At 65.5% G+C, this 17,969-nt stretch carries 18 protein-coding genes; 4 read left to right on the forward strand and 14 right to left on the reverse strand.

Annotation, left to right across the window (positions count from 1 at the left end):
- Positions 1-249: 249 nt before the first annotated feature.
- From ACSFBC_RS22855 to ACSFBC_RS22895, 9 genes are all read right to left on the reverse strand, one after another.
- Positions 250-669, reverse strand: coding sequence for a F0F1 ATP synthase subunit epsilon (locus ACSFBC_RS22855; protein ID WP_183024196.1), 420 nt, complete (start codon positions 667-669; stop codon positions 250-252).
- A 124-nt stretch (positions 670-793) separates the two neighbouring features.
- A complete protein-coding gene (gene atpD / locus ACSFBC_RS22860; RefSeq protein WP_219209328.1) occupies positions 794-2,209 on the reverse strand; it encodes a F0F1 ATP synthase subunit beta in 1,416 nt (471 codons plus the stop codon).
- 46 nt (positions 2,210-2,255) lie between these two features.
- Entirely contained in the window at positions 2,256-3,131 is an 876-nt protein-coding gene (gene atpG, locus ACSFBC_RS22865) for a F0F1 ATP synthase subunit gamma (protein WP_435512631.1), read from the reverse strand.
- Positions 3,132-3,163: 32 nt separating this feature from the next.
- Positions 3,164-4,717 carry a F0F1 ATP synthase subunit alpha gene (gene atpA, locus ACSFBC_RS22870; protein ID WP_219209326.1) on the reverse strand — a complete coding sequence of 518 codons (1,554 nt, stop codon included), beginning with the start codon at positions 4,715-4,717 and terminating at the stop codon, positions 3,164-3,166.
- A 45-nt stretch (positions 4,718-4,762) separates the two neighbouring features.
- Positions 4,763-5,293 carry a F0F1 ATP synthase subunit delta gene (locus ACSFBC_RS22875; RefSeq protein WP_435512632.1) on the reverse strand — a complete coding sequence of 177 codons (531 nt, stop codon included), beginning with the start codon at positions 5,291-5,293 and terminating at the stop codon, positions 4,763-4,765.
- Positions 5,294-5,300: 7 nt separating this feature from the next.
- A complete protein-coding gene (locus ACSFBC_RS22880) occupies positions 5,301-5,771 on the reverse strand; it encodes a F0F1 ATP synthase subunit B (RefSeq protein ID WP_435512633.1) in 471 nt (156 codons plus the stop codon).
- Positions 5,772-5,805: 34 nt separating this feature from the next.
- The gene (gene atpE / locus ACSFBC_RS22885; RefSeq protein WP_140844704.1) at positions 5,806-6,075 is read right to left on the reverse strand and encodes a F0F1 ATP synthase subunit C; all 270 of its coding nucleotides are present in this window, start codon (positions 6,073-6,075) and stop codon (positions 5,806-5,808) included.
- Positions 6,076-6,139: 64 nt separating this feature from the next.
- The gene (gene atpB / locus ACSFBC_RS22890) at positions 6,140-7,018 is read right to left on the reverse strand and encodes a F0F1 ATP synthase subunit A (protein ID WP_435512634.1); all 879 of its coding nucleotides are present in this window, start codon (positions 7,016-7,018) and stop codon (positions 6,140-6,142) included.
- A 3-nt stretch (positions 7,019-7,021) separates the two neighbouring features.
- Positions 7,022-7,501 (reverse strand): ATP synthase subunit I, encoded by a 480-nt coding sequence (locus ACSFBC_RS22895; RefSeq protein WP_435512635.1) that lies wholly within the window; start codon positions 7,499-7,501, stop codon positions 7,022-7,024.
- 165 nt (positions 7,502-7,666) lie between these two features.
- Between ACSFBC_RS22895 and ACSFBC_RS22900 the strand changes: the two genes are divergently transcribed.
- From ACSFBC_RS22900 to ACSFBC_RS22915, 4 genes are all read left to right on the forward strand, one after another.
- On the forward strand, positions 7,667-7,981 hold the full coding sequence (locus ACSFBC_RS22900; RefSeq protein WP_435512636.1) for a YbeD family protein: 315 nt from the start codon (positions 7,667-7,669) through the stop codon (positions 7,979-7,981).
- Complete coding sequence (gene lipB, locus ACSFBC_RS22905) at positions 7,978-8,703, forward strand: lipoyl(octanoyl) transferase LipB (RefSeq protein ID WP_435512637.1); 726 nt, start codon at positions 7,978-7,980, stop codon at positions 8,701-8,703. Before ACSFBC_RS22900 ends, lipB begins: the two co-directional genes overlap by 4 nt.
- A gap of 7 nt (positions 8,704-8,710) precedes the next feature.
- Entirely contained in the window at positions 8,711-9,691 is a 981-nt protein-coding gene (gene lipA / locus ACSFBC_RS22910; protein ID WP_183024187.1) for a lipoyl synthase, read from the forward strand.
- Positions 9,692-9,819: 128 nt separating this feature from the next.
- Positions 9,820-11,352, forward strand: coding sequence for a class I adenylate-forming enzyme family protein (locus tag ACSFBC_RS22915; RefSeq protein WP_435512638.1), 1,533 nt, complete (start codon positions 9,820-9,822; stop codon positions 11,350-11,352).
- 148 nt (positions 11,353-11,500) lie between these two features.
- Here ACSFBC_RS22915 and ACSFBC_RS22920 read toward each other — a convergent pair whose 3' ends face one another.
- The 5 genes from ACSFBC_RS22920 to ACSFBC_RS22940 all read right to left on the reverse strand — a co-directional run bounded on the left by ACSFBC_RS22920 (position 11,501) and on the right by ACSFBC_RS22940 (position 17,903).
- A complete protein-coding gene (locus tag ACSFBC_RS22920; RefSeq protein WP_435512639.1) occupies positions 11,501-12,532 on the reverse strand; it encodes a fimbrial protein in 1,032 nt (343 codons plus the stop codon).
- Positions 12,529-15,177 (reverse strand): fimbria/pilus outer membrane usher protein, encoded by a 2,649-nt coding sequence (locus ACSFBC_RS22925; protein ID WP_435512640.1) that lies wholly within the window; start codon positions 15,175-15,177, stop codon positions 12,529-12,531. Before ACSFBC_RS22925 ends, ACSFBC_RS22920 begins: the two co-directional genes overlap by 4 nt.
- A 12-nt stretch (positions 15,178-15,189) precedes the next feature.
- Positions 15,190-15,957: a fimbrial biogenesis chaperone gene (locus ACSFBC_RS22930; RefSeq protein ID WP_435512641.1), complete on the reverse strand. Its 768-nt coding sequence runs from the start codon at positions 15,955-15,957 to the stop codon at positions 15,190-15,192.
- A 173-nt stretch (positions 15,958-16,130) separates the two neighbouring features.
- A complete protein-coding gene (locus tag ACSFBC_RS22935; RefSeq protein WP_435512642.1) occupies positions 16,131-16,694 on the reverse strand; it encodes a fimbrial protein in 564 nt (187 codons plus the stop codon).
- Between the two features lie 168 nt (positions 16,695-16,862).
- On the reverse strand, positions 16,863-17,903 hold the full coding sequence (locus tag ACSFBC_RS22940) for an NADP-dependent oxidoreductase (protein WP_435512643.1): 1,041 nt from the start codon (positions 17,901-17,903) through the stop codon (positions 16,863-16,865).
- Positions 17,904-17,969: the final 66 nt, after the last annotated feature.

Consider the following 17,969-nt stretch of genomic DNA (forward strand, 5'->3'; position numbering starts at 1 on the left):
GACCGAAGTCGGCCAGACAAGAAAAAGCCGCCCGAAGAAGGCGGCTTTGATTCGTGGAACACCGCGGAACCGGCTTTGCCGGGCCGCCGGTGTTGCCCCCTGCAAGGGGGTTGGCGAAGCGACACGAAGTGCGCGAAGACTGGGGGTGAGCCCAGTGACACCGCGGAACCGGCTTTGCCGGGCCGCCGGTGTTGCCCCCGGTGGGGGTTGGCGTAGCGGACACGAAGTGCCGCGCAGCCTGGGGGCGAGCTACTTCTTCTGGCGGTACTTGCGCAGCGCCGCGATCTGCGCGGCCATCACAGCCAGTTCCGACTGCGCCATCGCGATGTCGATGTCACTCTTGGCGTTCTTCAGTGCCTCCTCGGCGGCGGCCTTGGCGGCGTTGGCCTTCTCGTCGTCCAGGTCCTTGCCGCGGATCGCGGTGTCGGACAGCACGGTGACGCTGTTCGGTTGCACTTCCAGGATGCCGCCAGCCACGAAGACGAATTCCTCGTTGCCGTCGGCCGTCTCGATGCGCACGGCGCCCGGACGGATGCGCGTGATCAGGGGCGTGTGGCGCGGGTAGATGCCGAGCTCGCCGGCTTCACCGGGCAGCGCGACGAAGCGTGCCTCGCCCGAGAAGATCGACTCTTCCGCGCTGACCACGTCGACGTGAATGGTGTTGGCCATCTGATTTCCTTAGGTTGAAGAAGGGGTGGAAAGCAAGCAGTCGGCCGTCGGGTGAGGCACTGCGCGAAACCGTACCGAAGTAGGGTGAGCACAGCCACGAAGCCCGGCGGTCGAATGCGACGCTTTACGCCATCTTCTTCGCCTTTTCGAAGGCTTCGTCGATCGTGCCGACCATGTAGAAGGCTTGTTCCGGCAGGTGATCGGCCTCGCCGTTCACGATCATCTTGAAACCACGGATGGTCTCCGACAGCGGAACGTACTTGCCCGGGGCGCCGGTGAACACTTCGGCCACGTGGAAGGGCTGCGACAGGAAGCGCTGGATCTTCCGAGCGCGGGCAACGGCCAGCTTGTCGTCGGGTGCCAGTTCGTCCATGCCCAGAATCGCGATGATGTCGCGCAGTTCCTTGTAGCGCTGCAACGTGCCTTGCACGGCGCGGGCCACGTTGTAGTGCTCTTCGCCGACCACGTTCGGGTCGAGCTGACGCGAGGTCGAATCCAGCGGGTCCACGGCCGGGTAGATACCCAGCGAAGCGATGTCACGCGACAGCACCACGGTCGAGTCCAAGTGGGCGAAGGTCGTGGCGGGCGACGGGTCGGTCAAGTCATCCGCAGGGACGTACACGGCCTGGATCGAGGTGATCGAGCCGACCTTGGTCGACGTGATCCGCTCTTGCAGACGGCCCATTTCCTCGGCCAGCGTGGGCTGGTAGCCCACGGCGGAAGGCATGCGGCCCAGCAGTGCCGACACTTCGGTACCGGCCAGCGTGTAGCGGTAGATGTTGTCCACGAAGAACAGCACGTCACGGCCTTCGTCGCGGAACGACTCGGCGATGGTCAGGCCGGTCAGCGCCACGCGCAGACGGTTGCCCGGGGGTTCGTTCATCTGGCCGTAGACCATGGCCACCTTCGATTCCTCGAGCTTCTCGAGGTTCACGACGCCGGAGTCGGCCATCTCGTGATAGAAGTCGTTGCCTTCGCGGGTCCGTTCGCCCACACCGGCGAACACCGACAGACCCGAGTGAGCCTTGGCGATGTTGTTGATGAGTTCCATCATGTTCACGGTCTTGCCCACGCCGGCACCACCGAACAGACCCACCTTGCCGCCCTTGGCGAACGGGCACACCAGGTCGATCACCTTGATGCCGGTTTCCAGCAGGTCCTGCGACGGCGAGAGTTCGTCGTACGCAGGCGCCTTGCGGTGAATGGAAGCGGTGACTTCCTGGCCGACCGGGCCGCGTTCGTCGATGGGCGCGCCCAGCACGTCCATGATCCGGCCGAGCGTGGCCTTGCCCACGGGCACGGTGATCGGGGCTTGCGTGTTCGTGACCATCAGGCCGCGACGCAGGCCGTCGGACGAACCGAGCGCAATGGTGCGCACCACGCCGTCGCCGAGCTGCTGCTGGACTTCCAGCGTCAGCGCCGAACCTTCCATCTTCAGGGCGTCATAGATCTTCGGCATCTGGTTGCGCGGGAATTCCACGTCGACCACGGCACCGATACATTGAACGATCTTGCCTTGCACTGCATTGGCTTGAGCCATCATCTGCTCCAATTAATTTTTGAATCTGGGTGACGTCGAGGAAGCCTCAGACGCCGGCGGCCGCCGCAGCGCCCGACACGATTTCCGACAGCTCTTTGGTGATGCCGGCCTGGCGGGTCTTGTTGTAGACCAGCTTGAGTTCGGCGATCACGTTGCCTGCGTTGTCGGTCGCGGCCTTCATGGCCACCATGCGCGCCGAGTGCTCGGACGCCATGTTCTCGGCCACGGCCTGGTAGGCCAGCGACTCCACATAGCGCACCAGAAGTTCGTCGATCACGCTTTCCGCGTTCGGCTCGTAGATGTAATCCCACGAATGCTGACCCGGCTCGACCTTCAGCGATTCAGCGGCCAGCGGCAGCAGTTGCTCCACCGTCGGCTCTTGCTTGATCGTGTTGATGAACTTCGTGTAGCAGAGATACACCGCCGAGAGCTTGCCTTCCGCGTAAGCGTCGAGCAGGGTCTTGACCGGTCCGATCAGCTTGTCGAGATGCGGCGTGTCGCCCAGTTGGGTGACATGCGCGACCACGCGGGCGCCGATGCGGTTGAGAAAACCCAGACCGCGTCCGCCGATCGCCACCGTCTCGATCGCCTGACCGGCAGCCTGCGCTTCGCGCAGGCGCGCCGTGACCGCGCGCAGCAGGTTGGTGTTCAACCCGCCGCACAGGCCCTTGTCGCTGGTCACCACGATGAAGCCGATCGCCTTCGCGTCGTTCGTCTTCATGAACGGGTGCACGTACTCGGGGTTCGCCTGACCCAGGTTCGCCGCGATGGTGCGGATCTTCTCGCTGTACGGGCGCGCGGCGCGCATGCGCTCCTGCGCCTTGCGCATCTTGGACACCGAGACCATCTCCATGGCCTTGGTGATCTTCTTGGTGTTCTCCACCGATTTGATCTTGCCGCGGATTTCCTTACCGGCTGCCATAGATGCTCCTTAAGCCTTGGTGTCGAGCGCCATCAGGCGAACGACTTCTTGAACGTCGTGATGGCAGCGGTCAGCTCAGCCTCGGCGTCCTTGTCGAGCGCCTTGGCCTTCTCGACCTTGTCGAGCAGCGCAGCGTGGCTGGTCTTCAGGAACTGATGCAGACCGTGCTCGAAGGGCAACACCTTCTTGATGTCTAGATCGTCCATGAAGCCCTTGTTCACCGCGAACAGCGTGGCACCCATCAGCGAGATGGGCAGCGGGCTGTACTGGGCCTGCTTGAGCAGTTCGGTCACGCGGGCACCGCGGTCGAGCTGCTTGCGGGTGGCTTCGTCCAGGTCGGAAGCGAACTGCGCGAACGCAGCCAGTTCACGGTACTGGGCCAGGTCGGTACGGATACCGCCGGACAGGCTCTTGATGATCTTCGTCTGAGCCGACGAACCCACGCGCGACACCGAGATACCGGCGTTGATGGCGGGGCGGATGCCTGCGTTGAACAGCGAGGTTTCCAGGAAGATCTGGCCGTCGGTGATCGAGATCACGTTGGTCGGCACGAAGGCGGACACGTCGCCGGCCTGCGTTTCAATGATCGGCAGTGCGGTCAGCGAACCGGTCTTGCCCTTGACTTCACCCTTGGTGAAGGCTTCGACGTAGTCGGCGTTCACGCGAGCGGCGCGCTCGAGCAGACGCGAGTGGAGATAGAACACGTCGCCGGGGTAGGCTTCGCGGCCTGGCGGGCGGCGCAGCAGCAGCGAGACCTGACGGTAGGCCACGGCTTGCTTGGACAGGTCGTCGTACACGATCAGGGCGTCTTCGCCGCGGTCGCGGAAGTACTCGCCCATCGTGCAGCCGGAGTAGGCCGACACGTACTGCATCGCGGCCGATTCCGAAGCCGAGGCGGCGACCACGATCGTGTAGTCCATGGCACCGGCTTGTTCGAGCGCGCGCACCACGTTCTTGATCGACGAAGCCTTCTGGCCGATCGCGACGTAGACGCAGGTCACGCCCTGGCCCTTCTGGTTGATGATCGCGTCGATCGCCACGGCGGTCTTGCCGGTCTGGCGGTCGCCGATGATCAGTTCGCGCTGACCGCGGCCGATCGGCACCATGGAGTCGATCGACTTCAGACCGGTCTGCAGGGGCTGGTCGACGGACTTCCGTGCGATCACGCCCGGTGCGACCTTTTCGATCACGTCGGTCATCTTGGCGTTGATGGGACCCTTGCCGTCGATCGGCTGGCCCAGTGCATTCACCACGCGGCCGATCAGCTCGGGGCCGACCGGCACTTCCAGGATGCGGCCCGTGCACTTCACGGTGTCGCCTTCGGAGATGTGCTCGTACTCGCCCAGAATCACGGCGCCGACCGAGTCGCGCTCGAGGTTCAGCGCCAGGCCGTACGACGGCGTGCCGTCGGCGGTGGGGGTGAACTCCAGCATTTCGCCTTGCATCGCGTCCGACAGGCCGTGCACGCGCACGATGCCGTCGGTCACCGACACCACGGTGCCTTGATTGCGAATGTCAGCGCTGACACCAAGACCCTCGATACGGCTCTTGATCAGTTCGGAAATTTCTGCGGGATTGAGTTGCATGACTCTTTCCTTCTTTCAATAAATGGGGCCAACCGCCTCGCCGCATCAAGCGGTGAGCGCTGCTTTCATTTGCTCGAGACGCGCCTTGACGGACGTGTCGAGGACTTCATCGCCCACCACGGCGCGGATGCCGCCGATCAGCGACGGATCCAGTTCGACGCGCGTGTTCAGCTTGCGGCCGAAGCGGCGCTCCAGCGACTCCGCCACGGTGCGCAGACCGGCTTCGTCGATGGGGAAGGCGCTGTAGATCACGGCATCCGAAGCGCCGCTCTGGGCGTTCTTCAGAAGACGGAACTGGACAGCGACCTCGGGCAATGCGGCGAGTCGACCGTTGTCGATCACGGTGCGCAGGAAATTCTTGCCGTTCTCCGGCAAGCCCTGCGACACGAAACCGGACACGAGGTCGAACACCTGTTCGGGCGCGACCTTCGGGTCGGCGGCGAACTGCAGCAGTTGCGGATTTCCGGCAACGGCGGCGAGCTGGTCGAGCCAGCCGGCCGCGCCTGCGAGGTCACCGGCCGAGGCCTTGAACAGCGCTTCGGCGTACGGACGGGCGATGGTGGCAAGTTCGGCCATGGCGTCCTCAGAGCTCGGTCTTCAGGCGGTCGAGCAGGTCGGCGTGGACGCCGGCATTGACTTCCTTGCGGAGAATCTGCTCGGCACCCTTGACGGCCAGCGCGGCGACTTGCTCGCGCAAGACCTCACGGGCACGCACCGATTGCTGTTCGGCTTCGGCCTGCGCGGCGACCACGATCTTGTTGGCCTCCACGGTGGCACGGCCCTTGGCCTCTTCGACGATTTGCTGGGCGCGGCGCTCGGCGTCGGCCAGCAGGTTGGTCGTCTCATGACGAGACTTCACCAGTTCCTGCTCGACGCGCTGGTTGGCCGAAGCGAGTTCCGCCTTGGCCTTCTCGGCGGCCGCCAGGCCCGCGGCGATCTTTTGTGCACGGTCATCCAGCGCCTTCGCGATGGGCGGCCACACGAATTTCATCGTGAACAGCACCAGCAGCAGGAAGACGATGGCCTGAACGAACAGGGTCGCGTTGATACTCACGGCAACACCTTTCTAGAGTGGCGTTGAACGGGACTTACTTGGGCAGGTTGGCCAGGAAGGTCGCGGCAAACGGGTTGGCGAAGGCGAACAGCAGGGCGATGGCCACACCGATCAGGAAGGCAGCGTCGATCAGACCGGCCAAGATGAACATCTTGGTTTGCAGGTCATTCATGAGTTCGGGTTGACGTGCCGACGATTCGAGGAACTTGCCGCCCATCAGTGCGATACCGATGGAAGCACCGATCGCGCCGAGACCGACGATCAAACCACATGCCAGAGCGACGAGACCGAGAATGTTTGCCATGATGACTCCTTAGATTACAGATTGAAAGCGAAGAAAAAACGAAAAGCGGAAGCGTTAACCAGGCCTAGTGGCCCTCATGCGCCTGACCCAAGTAGATGAGTGTCAGCATCATGAAAATGAATGCCTGCAGCGTGATCACCAGGATGTGGAAGATCGCCCAGACGGTTCCGGCAATGATGTGCCCGACAGGCAGCATCACACCCGAGAACGAAGCTGCCATCGCGCCACCCATCAGTGCGATCAGCATGAAGACGAGTTCGCCGGCGTACATGTTGCCGAACAGCCGCATGCCGTGGGAGACGGTCTTGGCGAGGTATTCGATGACCTGCATCAGCAGGTTGATGGGCCACAGCACGGGATGCGCGCCGAACGGAGCCGTGATCAGCTCGTGGCCCCAGCCGCCCAGGCCCTTGACCTTGATGCTGTAGAACAGGCACAGCAGCAGCACGGAGGTCGACAGACCCAGCGTGGTCGAGAGGTCGGCGGTCGGCACGACACGCATGTAGGCGTGGTGCGGGTCGCCGCCGGTGGCTTCGTGGAACTTGGCCCAGAGCGCAGGCAGCAGGTCGACCGGCAGCATGTCCATGGCGTTCAGCAGGAAGATCCAGACGAACACGGTCAGCGCGAGCGGTGCAATGAACTTGCGACTCTGCGCGTTGCGCACGTTGGCCTTGGCCTGGCTGTCGACCATCTCGACCAGGATCTCGACGGCGGCCTGGAAGCGGCCTGGCACGCCGGCGGTCGCCTTGCGCGCGGCGAGCCACAGCACGAAGCAGCCGATGACGCCGATCGCCAGTGCGTAGAGCACCGAGTCGAGGTTGATGACGTTGAAGTCAACAATGGCTTTCTGGGTGACCGGCTCGAGATTCCAGTTCACCTGCCAATGCTGCAAATGGTGAACGATGTATTCACTCGCGGTCGGTGCGTGTCCTTCTGCGGCCATCTTTCAGCGTCTCTTTAAAGAATCAATCCGGTTCAACAATCTGGGCCGCACCACAAGGGCCACCCAGTACATTTTCAGCGCCACCACGACGCCCAGGAGCATCGCCAGCCAGCTCAGGTCGCCGATCACCCAGGGCGCCGCCGCCAGAAAGGCAATGGTCAGCGCCAGCTTGATCAGCTCCCAGACAAAAAACCTCAGCATCGCAGCCGATGCAGGTGCATCCTGTGATGCACCCCTCCTCGTACCCGCGAAGACACCCCGGACAAACAACGCCGCCGGAATGGCCACCGCCAATGCCCCGTAAAGTGCGGACATGCCGACCACCGGTCGACCCGTCCATCCCCAGCCGATGCCTGCCACGACCATTCCTGCGACCACCTGGGCCACGATCACCCACCAGGGCGAAGGTTCGGGATTGGCTTCACGCAGCTGCTGCGCCTGTTCGGCGGTGAGCGGCTTGAAATCGGAGTCTTCGACATCCATCTCGGATTCAGGAGTGCTTGTCGTCATTTGAATGTGCACCACCAGTCACCGAAGGCTGCTGAATTTTACAAAGCCATTGATTATAAGTAAAAACCCCTCCCGTTCCGCCATGACCAAGCAGGTCAGCAGGGAACTTCACTTGCTTGACACACTCGCCTTCCTTCCATGACGACCACACCGCCCTCTGCAGTCGACCCCACGACCACCCCCTCCGCCACCCCGACGGAGTCGCTGATCGAATACCCCTCGATCTTCCCCATCAAGGTGATGGGCCCCAAGGTGGACGGCTTCGTGCACGCGGTCACGCAGGTGGCCGAACGCTTCGATCCCACCTTCGACGCAGCCACCATCGAGCTTCGCACCAGCAAGGCCGGCAACTACCTGGGCGTGACGCTCAACGTGACGGCCACCAGCCGCGAGCAGCTCGACGAAATCTACCGCACCCTGTCCACGCATCCGATGGTCAAGGTGGTGCTGTGACCCTCGAGGCGCTCGCGCGCCCGGCCCTGGCAGCAACGCTGCTGGGCCACATCGACTACCTCGAGAGCTACGAGGCGATGCGCGCGTTCGCGACCGGACGTGGCGTCGACACGCCCGATGCGCTGTGGATCTGCGAACACCCGGGCGTCTACACGCAGGGCCTGGCCGGCAAGGCCGACCACCTGCTGAACCCCGGCGACATCCCGGTGGTGCAGACCGACCGCGGCGGCCAGGTCACCTACCACGGCCCGGGCCAGGTGGTGGCCTATCCGCTGATCGATCTGCGGCGCGCGGGCTACTTCGTCAAGGAGTACGTCTACCGCATCGAGGAGTCGGTGCTGCGCACCCTCGCGCACTTCGGCGTGACCGGCCATCGCGTGGCCGGCTCGCCCGGCATCTACGTGCGGCTCGACGATCCGTTCTCGCACGCGATGCTGAAGGCATCGCCCCCCGGCTCCGCGTCGACCGGCGCCTTCCCCGCCAGCGACCCGTTCCACGGCCTCGGCAAGATCGCCGCGCTCGGCATCAAGGTCGCGCGCCACGGCACCTACCACGGCGTGTCCTTCAACGTGGCGATGGACCTGGAACCCTTCTCGCGCATCAACCCTTGCGGCTATGCAGGGCTGCGCACCGTCGATCTTTCTACAATCGGTGTCCACACCACCTGGGAAGAAGCCGCGCACGTGCTGAGCCAGAAGCTCGCCACCGGCCTGGCTCCCTGATCTCGCCATGAGCACCACCGAAGTCGTTCGCGACGCACAGAGCGCCGAAACCTACAACCCCCTGGCCAAGCAGAAGGCCGCAGCCAAGCTGTCGCGCATTCCGGTCAAGGTGATCCAGGGCGAGGTGCTCAAGAAGCCCGAATGGATCCGCGTCAAGGCCGGCTCGCCGACCACGCGCTTCTACGAAATCAAGCAGATCCTGCGCGAGAACAACCTGCACACGGTGTGCGAGGAAGCCTCCTGCCCGAACATCGGCGAATGCTTCGGCAAGGGCACGGCCACCTTCATGATCATGGGCGACAAGTGCACGCGCCGCTGCCCGTTCTGCGACGTGGGCCACGGCCGCCCCGACCCGCTCGACAAGGACGAGCCGCTGAACCTGGCACGCACCATCGCCAAGCTGCGCCTCAAGTACGTGGTGATCACCAGCGTCGACCGCGACGACCTGCGCGACGGCGGCAGCGGCCATTTCGTCGAGTGCATCCGGAACATCCGCGAGCTCTCGCCGATGACGCAGATCGAAATTCTCGTGCCCGACTTCCGCGGCCGCGACGACCGCGCGCTCGAGATCCTCAAGGCCGCGCCGCCGGACGTGATGAACCACAACCTGGAAACCGCGCCGCGCCTCTACAAGGAAGCGCGCCCCGGCAGCGACTACCAGTTCAGCCTGAACCTGCTCAAGAAGTTCAAGGCGCTGCACCCGAACGTGCCGACCAAGAGCGGCATCATGGTCGGCCTGGGCGAGACCGACGAAGAGATCCTGCAGGTCATGCGCGACATGCGCGCGCACGACATCGACATGCTGACCATCGGCCAGTACCTGTCGCCCTCGAACTCGCACCTGCCGGTGCGCCGCTACGTGCATCCCGATACCTTCAAGATGTTCGAGGAAGAGGCCTACAAGATGGGCTTCAGCCACGCGGCCGTGGGCGCGATGGTGCGTTCGAGCTACCACGCCGACGAGCAGGCGCACGCGGCCGGCGTGTAAGCCTGTTGGCGCGGAGCGGCGGCGGCGTCGCGTGCGGCTCACCGTAAACGGTGCGCCTTCACTATCCTGGCGGCGGACCCAGATGATGAAGGACTGACTTGCAAACACACCCCGCCATTCAAGCGTCGATGGAACGCGATTTCGTTGCCATCGCCGATCGGGTTCGCCTCCATGCGCAACACACGCCCGAGCGTCCGGCGCTCGCCGACGCCACGCACACGCTCGACTACCGCGCGCTCGACGCCTTGATGGACCGCATCGCCGCCAGCCTGCAGCGCGACGGGCTCCAGGCCGGCGATGCCATCGCGATCTGCGCTGCCTCGTCGGTGCACTACGCCGCGGTGTTCCTGGGCGCGCTGCGCGCCGGCATCGCGGTGGCACCGCTCGCCCCCGGCTCCACGCCGGCCAGCCTGGCCCGCATGATTTCGGACGCCGATGCACGCCTCCTGTTCAGCGACGCTTCGGCGGCGGAGGTGATCGGCCCCGCGCAGGCCGGCGGCATCGCGCGCGTGGCGCTCGACGGCTCTGACGTGGGCCTCGGCCTTGACGCCTGGCTCGCACCGATCGGCACGCTGCCCGCGCCCGTCGACGTGCAGCCCGCATGGCCCTTCAACATCATCTATTCCTCGGGCACCACCGGCGAACCCAAGGGCATCGTGCAGGGCCACGGCATGCGCTGGGCCCATGTGCAGCGCGGCGCGAAGTACGGGTACGGCCCCGACACCGTCACGTTGCTGTCGACGCCGCTGTACTCCAACACCACGCTGGTGGTGTTCTTCCCCACGCTGGCCCTGGGCGGCTGCGTGCTGCTGATGCCCAAGTTCGACGCGCTCGGCTATCTGCAGCTGGCCGAACGGCACCGAGTGACGCACACCATGCTCGTGCCGGTGCAGTACCAGCGCCTGATGGCGCACCCGGCGTTCGATGCGCACGACCTCTCGTCGTACCGCTTCAAGTTCAGCACCAGCGCGCCTTTCAACGCGGCACTCAAGGCCGACGTGCTGAAGCGCTGGCCCGGTGGGCTCATCGAGTTCTACGGCATGACCGAAGGCGGCGGCACCTGCGTGCTCGAAGCGCACCTGCATCCGACCAAGCTGCACACCGTGGGCCAGCCCGCCGAGGGCAGCGACATCCGGCTCATCGACGAGGAAGGCCACGAACTCCCGCGCCACGACACCGAAGCGGCCGGCGAGGTCGTGGGCCACTCGGGCGGCATGATGACCGGCTACCACCGCCAGCCCGAGAAGACGCGCGAGGCCGAGTGGTTCGACGCCACGGGCAAGCGCTTCATCCGCACCGGCGACGTGGGCCGCTTCGATGCCGACGGCTTCCTCACGCTGTTCGACCGCAAGAAGGACCTGATCATCAGCGGCGGCTTCAACATCTACCCGAGCGACCTCGAGGCCGTGCTGCGCGGCCATGCGGCCGTGGCCGACGTGGCGGTGATCGGCGTACCCTCCGAACAGTGGGGCGAGACACCGATCGCCTTCGTGGTGCGCCGCGAAGGCGACACCACCACCGAGGACGCCCTGCTGTCATGGGCCAACGCCCAGTTCGGCAAGACGCAGCGGCTGGCGCAGTTGCACTTCATCGACGAGCTGCCGCGCAGCGCGATCGGCAAGGTGCTCAAGCGCGAGTTGCGCGAGCGAGTGCCCCGCTGAGAACGTGTGAATGAACCTGCTGCGCACCCCGATCCCGCGTCTGCGGTGCTCACCGCACGAGAGTGCGGCTCCGCTCCAGAACTCGGCCCTGGCAGGCTCGGCGCGCTCGCGACGGTTCCTTCACACGTTCTGAGGCTGCGGCTTCCGCCTACCTGTAGTCGAGCGTGAAGGTGGCCGTGCCGTTGGCCTGGCCCGGTGTCACTGCGTTGCCGGTCTGGTAGTAGCGCGCGGTGTAGGGCAGCACGTAGCCGGCAGCGACCGAGGGCCCCACGTCCACGGTGTCGCCGAAATTGACCGCCGTCTTCGTGCGGCCGTTCAGGATCTGGATGCCGACGCCCCCCGCCGTGTTCGTGCCGGCGGCCGCCTGGGTGATGCGCAGCACGCCATCCACGTTCGCGGGGTCGGCCGTCGCGTCCATCCGGATCTGCACCGTGTTCGGCTTCATTTGGCAGTTCAGCCGGATGTTGAAGTTGCGATCGCGCGCCGTGCTGCCCCGGCCCTTGAAATCGCTCAGCGCCACCTTGCCGAAATCCACCGGGATGTTGCGCGAGCCTGCGTCGACCGCGCAGGAGGGGGTGAGGAGGGTGGTGCCGCTGCCGGAGAGCCTGGTGGTGATCATCGACTGGATGACGTCACCGTCGCCCACGATGAGGGAGTAATCCCCGGAGGACAATGGACCTTTGCCGGTCTCTGCGGCGGTCTTGATCAACTCCACCCTGAACTCGGCACCTGCAGCGACGCCGGCATCCACATTGCCTTGAATCCCCGTCTGGCCCGGATAGTAGCCATACGCCTGCGCTGACGCGTACTTGACCGACAAGCGGATGCCCACACCGGGAACGTTCGTCGAATAGATGGTCGTACTGCCCGGCACCGGAGCGCCCTTCACTATGTACTGGTCGAGGCGGCCGCCATTGCGGCAGCGCCACAGCCGCTCCGCTGCGCCGGTGACCGGGATCGCAAAGGTTCTGGTTGCAATGACCGTGTTGATTGCCAGATCGTCGGACATCAACACTTTCCCCATGTCCATGTCGATGACTTTCCCCGTGACACCCGGAATGGCCGTGCACGCGGCCCAGGCCCCCTGCGAGCCCAGCAGCATCACCATGACCGGCACAGTGCCACGCAGGAACCGCTGCAAGCGAGCGAATCCGTCGCTGTCGTTTCTGGTATGCGTCATTTCACCTCCTTGGCTGACATCTCATCCACTCTCGTTTGTGCACACTGCCCCTTCAACTCACGGATCGGCGGCGGCGTCGCCTCTTCCGGCAGGCTGTAAGGCACGACACACTGGTCGCTCGCACCCTGCCCCCAGCGCACGGTCAGCCGTCCGCTCTGGCCCGCGCCCGTCACGAAGGCCTGGCCCTCCGGCCCGACGATGCCGACCTCCTGGCCCGCCTCGCTCTCGATCCTCGAGCCCAGCGGCAGCGCACGGCCCTTCTGATCGCTCAGCGTCATCAGCAGGCGGTAGCCGACCGAGGTTTCGAACTTCGCGACCACCACCGCGCCGCGCGTGGGCACCACTTCGGTCACCGCGTTCTTGACCTCCACCGTGTCGCCCAGGTCGGCGGTGCGCAGCGCCACGCGGTTCACCCGGTACGGCGTGAGGTTGGGAATCACCGCATGGCCGGCACTGTCGGTCGCCACGCCGGTCTGGGACTCGACGCCCACGCCCTGCGCCTTGGGCGCCTGCACCAGGCCGATGGTCTCGCCCAGCGGCTGCGACAGCGTGAGGCCGCCGCCATGGAACAGCATGCCCCCGGCCATGCCGAAGTTGCTCTGGCCATAGCCCCGGCCCTGCGAATGGCCCAGGTCGAAGCGGCCGACCGGCGACAGGTAGCTCGCGCTGCCGCTGCCGGTGCTGCCGCCGCCCTGGTTCGTGCTGCCGGCCGTCACGTTGTAGTTCAGGCGGCTGTCGTCGAAGACCGAGCCGTAGAGGCTGGCCTGCTGGTTCACGCGGCCAGTGTCGTCGCGCGTGGCCGTGTATTGCGCACTGGCCCGCGTGTCGCCCAGCGGAATGCTCAAGGTGAACGTCAGCTGGCGCAACGGCGGACGATTCAGGCTGCTGGTCTGGTTGTAGAAGACGCTGTAGCCGAACTGTCTGTAGGTGCCCGAGTAACCCACCTGCACCAGCCGGTCCTTGGCATTGGTGCCCCAGTAGCTTTGCTGGCGCGCCGAGGCGAACACCGACCCCTTGTCGCCGATCTGCTGCGAGAGCTCGAAGCGCAGCTCGTTGCGGCGGCTGTTGAAGGCCTCGAAGGGCTGCAGGTCCTGCATCTGCACGGCTTCCTGGAAGGTGCGGAAGCCGCTGGTCGAATAGCGGTAGCCCGCCACGCGGAAGTTGGTGCCCAGGTCGAGAAAGGACTTCGAATAGAGGAAGCGCAGCGACTGCCCGTCGAAGCGCTTCTCGCCGTTGAGGGGCGTGCGGTCGGTGGTGTACGCGCTCGAGAGGTCGACCGACACGGCGCCGAAGTCGCGCAGGTTCTTGCCCATGCCCAAGAGCACCGACTGGTACATGCTCGCGGCCAGCAAGCCGCCGTAGAGCGTGAAATCCCGGCCCAGCCCGCGCGCCAGCGTCGCCTGCATGAAGGTCGGCTGCGCCAGCGAGGGCCGCGCACCGATCACATGGCCGTCGTAGTTGTTGCGGTAGCGCCCGACGGTGGCCGAGTAGCGCCAGGTGCCTTCGCGCAGCAGCGTGGGCACGGCCGAGAAGGCCTGGATGTATTTCGCCTCGCGGCCGTCGGCTTCGGTGACGGTCACCTCGAGGTCGCCGCTCGAGGCGGTGGGGTACAGGTCGTCGATCACGAAGGCGCCCGGCGCCACGAAGGTGCTGTAGACCAGGTAGCCGTTCTGGCGCACCGTCACGCGGGCATTGGTCTGCGCGACGCCGCGGATGGTGGGCGCGTAGCCCTGCTGGCTGTCGGGCAGCATCGCATCGTCGGAGGCGACTTGCACGCCGCGAAACGGCAGGCTGTCGAAGAAGTTGCCCGGCGTGCTGCCGTCGCCGATCAGCAGTTGGCCCTGGATCGAGGCCAGGTCGCGCTGCGCATAGCTGTTGACCGCCTGCCAGCGGCCCTGGCCGTCGATGCCGCGGCTGTAGGTCGAGAAGTGCCGAAAGCGCCAGTCGCCGTAGTTGAAGCCCGCGCGCAGGCCCGCGAACAGCGTGTTGCGCTGCAGGGCTTTGGTGCGATCGTCGAAGGGGTTGCCGTCGAACACGTTCTGCGGCGTGCTCGAAGGCTTCGTGTCGTTGCGGTAGTTGTCGCCGCTGTAGCGCGCGAAGTTGAATTGGTAGTCGAGCATGCCCGCGGTGATGCCCCGGTCCCATTTCTCCGGCCCGACCGCGCCGCGCGCCGAGCGCTTGAGCGCCGCTTGCGGGATGCTCACGAACAGGCGTTGCTTGCCGCCGTCGTAGCTGAAGCTGGCATCGGGGATCGCCGCGCCCAGGTCGACGCAGGCCTCGTCGCTCGCGGCCACCAGCGCGGGGAACACCGCCACATTGACGCCCCAGTCGTCGAGCATGCGGCGCGTGAGGCAGGGCACGGCGTCGCCCTTGCCCTCTTTCTCGACGAAGCGGATGTCGGCTTGGCCGGCGCCACGCTCGTTGAGCGAGACGTCGACCCGGTACTGGCCGGCAAGCACGCGGTTGCCGAAGGAGAACAGCGACAGGTCGGCATGCGACTGGTCGCCGCCGATGCTCAGGAAGTCTTCGTTGAAATTCGATGCCGCCGCCTGCGGCTGCTGGGCAAGGCCGGACGCGCCTAGCGTGCCGAGCAGGGCGGCGCACAGCGCGCGCCGGTACGGGGCGTGGAGAGCGGGCGGACGCATGGCAATCGGGCCTCAGCGCTTCTCGGGGGCCGGCACGAGTTCGGCTTTCACCGCCACGGGCTTGTCGCCCTCAGGCACCTGAACGCGCTCCTCGGGCGTCTCGCCCCCATAGTCGTTGAGCGTGGTGAAGTTCACCTGAACCGGCTGCGGCGCCTTGACGGCGGTCAGCGGATAGGCCATCTCGCCGAAGGGCGGCACCATGTCGGCATTGATCTGCTGCTGGCCGGCGTTGATGTTCAGCGCGGTGAAGGTCACGTGGTAGGCCGTGGGGTTGCCGACCTTGAGCACCGCGCCCCGGCCTTGCGCATCAGGACCGACGGCCCAGGTGAGCTGGGCGCGCGACTCCGTGGGCCTGCCGACCAGTTTCGCGGGCCGGTAGAACAGCTTGATGCGGCTGCGCACCGCAATCTGCAGCACGTTCTCCTCGGCCGACTTCTCGGGAATCTCCTTGACGTTGAGCCAGAACACCGACTCGCGGTCGGCCGGCAGCTCGCCGGCCACGCGCAGGATGCGCAGGATGTTCTCCATGCCCGGATCCAGCCGCGACAACGGCGGCGTGACCAGCAAGGGTGTCTTGTTGCGGCCTTCGCCGGCGTCGATCCAGGCCTGAATCACATAGGGCGAGGTGCCGGTGTTCTTGACCGGAATGGAGGCCTCGCGGTCCTTCTCGCCGAGGATCACGCGCGTGCCGCCGAGCGTCACGCCGGCACCGGCGGGCCACTGGAGGCCCAGCATCAGCAGGAAAGCGAGGGCCCAGCGAAAGCGATGGTTGCTGCACATGGAAGAGTCCTGGGTCCGGGCGAAGCGCATGCGGCGCGCGTTGGCCCGCTCGGCAGCACACGCAGGCACAGCCGAACAAAGAGATGAAGAGCGAGGAGAGAAAGGCCGGCACCGGCCGGCCCCGAAGCGGTGGTCGCTTCAGCAGCCGGCCGAGGCGGCCACCGTCGACACGGTTACTTGTAGTTGACCGTGAATTGCGCGGTCGCGTTGGCCGGACCGGTGGTCACCGCAGCCTTGGTCGCCACATACACCGCCTGGAACTTGAGCGAGTTGTCGCCCGTGCCCAGCGTGTACTGACTCGAGGCCGTGCCCAGCGCGATCTTGGTGCCGGCCGAATCGCCCAGCTCGATCGCCACGCCCGAAGCGGAAGCTGCGCCGGCCTGGCCGGAACTGGACAGGCGCAGGTTGGTGGCGTCATCGGCATCTGCCGTGCCCGAGAAGGTCACGGTCGCGCCCTTGGCGGTCGCGCCGCAGCCCAGCAGGTCGATGGAGAACTTGGCAGGTGCCGAGGCTTTCTTGCCCACCGTTGCGGTGCCGGCGGTTGCGCCGTCGAAGGCCGTGCGCGCGACCTTGCCCAGCGGCACGCTGAGGTTCTGACTGCCGGCCGCGATCGAGCAAGGCGCATCGACGATGTCGCCCGTGAAGTTGATGGTGCCGTCCGTGGCGGCGAAAGCGCCCTGAGCGAGGACACCGGCCGCGACCAGCGCGGCGATTTGGATAAAGCGATTTTTTTGCATTTTCATTCCCTGATTTGAGTGTTCAACTGACTGCCTGCTGACGCAAGGCGATCGGAGTTTAGCGACTCAAATACGAGAGAAGAAGTACACTTGCTGCGATTTAACAGTAGTTATCAATGTTCTGGTTCATATGTGTGATTTCGCCACACCGAACCGCAACAGGAAACATTAGTTCTCAATCTGCAGGATCAATTTGCCGAAGTTCTCGCCGCTGAACAGCCGATCCAGTGCCTCCGGAAAGGTGTCGAGGCCGACCACGGTGTCTTCCTTGCTCTTCATGCGCCCGTCCTTCAGGTAGCCCGCGAGTTCCGCGATGGCCACCGGGTACCGGTCGGCGTAGTCGAAGACCACGATGCCCTCCATGCGCGCCCGGTTCACCAACAGGCTCAGGTAGTTGCGCGGCCCGGCGGCCGGCATGCTGTTGGCATTGTTGTACTGGCTGATGGCGCCGCAGATGATGATGCGCGCCTTGCGCGCCAGCTTGGCCAGCACCTGGTCGAGGATATCGCCGCCGACGTTGTCGAAGTAGATGTCGACGCCCTTGGGGCAGTGTTCCTTCAGGCCCGCGCGCACCGCGCCCTCGCCGGCCTTGTAGTCGATGCAGGCGTCGAAGCCGAGCTCCTTCACCACCCATTCGCACTTGGCCGCGCCGCCCGCGATGCCGACCACGCGGCAGCCCTTGAGCTTGGCCAACTGGCCCACGGTCTGGCCGACGGCACCGGCCGCGCCCGACACCACCACCGTTTCACCGGGCTTGGGCTGGCCGACATCCATCAGGCCGAAGTAGCCGGTCATGCCCGGCATGCCGAGCACGTTGAGCCACTGGCCGATGGTGCCGACGCGGAGGTCGATCCTGACCAGCCCGTTGCGCTGGATCTGGTCCTGCGGAACGAGGACGTATTCCTGCACGCCGAGCGTGCCGTAGACCGTGTCGCCGACCGCGAAGGCGGCGTTCTTCGATGCGATGACGCGGCCGACGCCGCCCGCGCGCATCACTTCGTCGATGGCCACCGGCGGGATGTAGCTCTTGGCGTCGTTGAGCCAGCCGCGCATGGCGGGGTCGAGCGACAGCGACAGGATCTGCACCAGCACGCCGCCCTCGTCCGGCTCGGCGACGGCTTCGGTCGTGAAGCGCCAATGCTCGCGCGTGGCCTTGCCCTCGGGGCGTTTGGCGAGGCGGACCTGATGGTTGATGCGGGGGCTGGTCATGGTGCGTTCTCCCTGTCTGGTGTGGATGAGGAGGCGCATCGTAGCCCTGCGTTTCGGCCGCGCTGG

This window comes from Variovorax frigidus (genome assembly GCF_051216515.1).
Lineage (GTDB): Bacteria > Pseudomonadota > Gammaproteobacteria > Burkholderiales > Burkholderiaceae_C > Variovorax.

What these genes read in the sequence shown, in the direction of transcription:
- ACSFBC_RS22900 (WP_435512636.1), top strand. Translation starts at nt 7,667, where the DNA reads ATGACGACCACACCGCCCTCTGCAGTCGACCCCACGACCACCCCCTCC.
- atpA (WP_219209326.1), bottom strand. Translation starts at nt 4,717, where the DNA reads ATGCAACTCAATCCCGCAGAAATTTCCGAACTGATCAAGAGCCGTATC.
- ACSFBC_RS22915 (WP_435512638.1), top strand. Translation starts at nt 9,820, where the DNA reads ATGGAACGCGATTTCGTTGCCATCGCCGATCGGGTTCGCCTCCATGCG.
- ACSFBC_RS22895 (WP_435512635.1), bottom strand. Translation starts at nt 7,501, where the DNA reads ATGGATGTCGAAGACTCCGATTTCAAGCCGCTCACCGCCGAACAGGCG.
- ACSFBC_RS22855 (WP_183024196.1), bottom strand. Translation starts at nt 669, where the DNA reads ATGGCCAACACCATTCACGTCGACGTGGTCAGCGCGGAAGAGTCGATC.
- ACSFBC_RS22920 (WP_435512639.1), bottom strand. Translation starts at nt 12,532, where the DNA reads ATGACGCATACCAGAAACGACAGCGACGGATTCGCTCGCTTGCAGCGG.
- ACSFBC_RS22940 (WP_435512643.1), bottom strand. Translation starts at nt 17,903, where the DNA reads ATGACCAGCCCCCGCATCAACCATCAGGTCCGCCTCGCCAAACGCCCC.
- atpE (WP_140844704.1), bottom strand. Translation starts at nt 6,075, where the DNA reads ATGGCAAACATTCTCGGTCTCGTCGCTCTGGCATGTGGTTTGATCGTC.
- ACSFBC_RS22925 (WP_435512640.1), bottom strand. Translation starts at nt 15,177, where the DNA reads ATGCGTCCGCCCGCTCTCCACGCCCCGTACCGGCGCGCGCTGTGCGCC.
- lipA (WP_183024187.1), top strand. Translation starts at nt 8,711, where the DNA reads ATGAGCACCACCGAAGTCGTTCGCGACGCACAGAGCGCCGAAACCTAC.
- ACSFBC_RS22930 (WP_435512641.1), bottom strand. Translation starts at nt 15,957, where the DNA reads ATGTGCAGCAACCATCGCTTTCGCTGGGCCCTCGCTTTCCTGCTGATG.
- ACSFBC_RS22875 (WP_435512632.1), bottom strand. Translation starts at nt 5,293, where the DNA reads ATGGCCGAACTTGCCACCATCGCCCGTCCGTACGCCGAAGCGCTGTTC.
- atpD (WP_219209328.1), bottom strand. Translation starts at nt 2,209, where the DNA reads ATGGCTCAAGCCAATGCAGTGCAAGGCAAGATCGTTCAATGTATCGGT.
- ACSFBC_RS22935 (WP_435512642.1), bottom strand. Translation starts at nt 16,694, where the DNA reads ATGCAAAAAAATCGCTTTATCCAAATCGCCGCGCTGGTCGCGGCCGGT.
- atpB (WP_435512634.1), bottom strand. Translation starts at nt 7,018, where the DNA reads ATGGCCGCAGAAGGACACGCACCGACCGCGAGTGAATACATCGTTCAC.
- atpG (WP_435512631.1), bottom strand. Translation starts at nt 3,131, where the DNA reads ATGGCAGCCGGTAAGGAAATCCGCGGCAAGATCAAATCGGTGGAGAAC.